We start from the raw sequence: 1073 nt of genomic DNA on the forward strand, positions 1-1073 counted from the left end.
TTAAAGTTAATAAAACAAGTTTAAAAAACTAAGAAAACAAGAGTAAATGTAAGAAAAAACAAGATTATATAGGGAGGGATTCAGTATGGAAAATGTAATTAGTAGTTCAATAAGAAATGATGTGGGCAAAAATTCAAGTTACAGAATGAAGGAACAGGGCTATGTACCCGGGGTATTATACGGAAAAGGAATAAAGACGATACATGTACAAGTAGAAAGAGGATACTTAGAGACTTTAATAAGGGATCATGGAATCAACACAATAGTCACTCTAAATGTAGAAGGACAAACATATAATGCATTTTTAAAAGAAGTTCAGAGAGATCCAGTTACTAAGGAAATACTTCATGTAGACTATCAACACGTGAATCATAATCAAGAAATACACGTATCTATACCGGTAATTCTAAGAGGAAAAAAACAAGTAGAAAAAAGTGGTATCATTTTACAACAACAATTAAAAGAAATTGATATCAAATGTGCTACAGAAAACATACCTAAAAGGGTCGAGTGTGATATAAGTAACTTCAGTATTGGAGATAGCTTAAGAGTAGCAGATCTAGAAATAAGTAAAGAGATTAGTATAGTGAGTGATCTTCAGTCAGTAATTGCATCAGTAACTGCTCTAAGAGGTGAAAAAAGCTTAGAAGAAGAATAAAAAACCAAACCCGTAAGGGTGTGGTTTTTTTATATAGTAGGAAAGTTCTACTTTTCTACGACGCGCCCTAATCACTTTCTGTATAGGTGGAAAGTGTGATTTATTACTATATAAAGAAGTAGGATATATAGGAAGGAATTCTATTGTAATAAAGAGGTATGTGTTATGGATATTATTACAAATCTGAAAGTGTTGACATTGGAGCTTAAAACTGATATAGTAGTATGAGTCGTCACCGAGAGACTGTGATGGACAAAGAAAGAGTTTAAAAACATCTAAAAAAAGATGTTGACAAAGCAAGCGAGAAGTGATATATTAGATAAGTCGCCAATGAGCGACGAGAAAAAAGGTCTTTGAAAACTAAACAGTATAGAAAGCCAGCAAGAAATAAAAGTCATCCAAGAGATGACAACCC

The 1073-nt window shown here is 32.5% G+C and carries 1 protein-coding gene; it reads left to right on the top strand.

Annotated features, from left to right (window positions below; translation table 11 throughout):
* Window positions 1–85: 85 nt before the first annotated feature.
* Window positions 86–658 carry a 50S ribosomal protein L25 gene (locus RH915_RS11400; protein WP_310480147.1) on the top strand — a complete coding sequence of 191 codons (573 nt, stop codon included), beginning with the start codon at window positions 86–88 and terminating at the stop codon, window positions 656–658.
* Window positions 659–1073 lie beyond the last annotated feature (415 nt).

Source organism: Serpentinicella sp. ANB-PHB4, from assembly GCF_031432315.1.
In the GTDB taxonomy this organism is placed as follows: domain Bacteria; phylum Bacillota; class Clostridia; order Peptostreptococcales; family Natronincolaceae; genus Serpentinicella.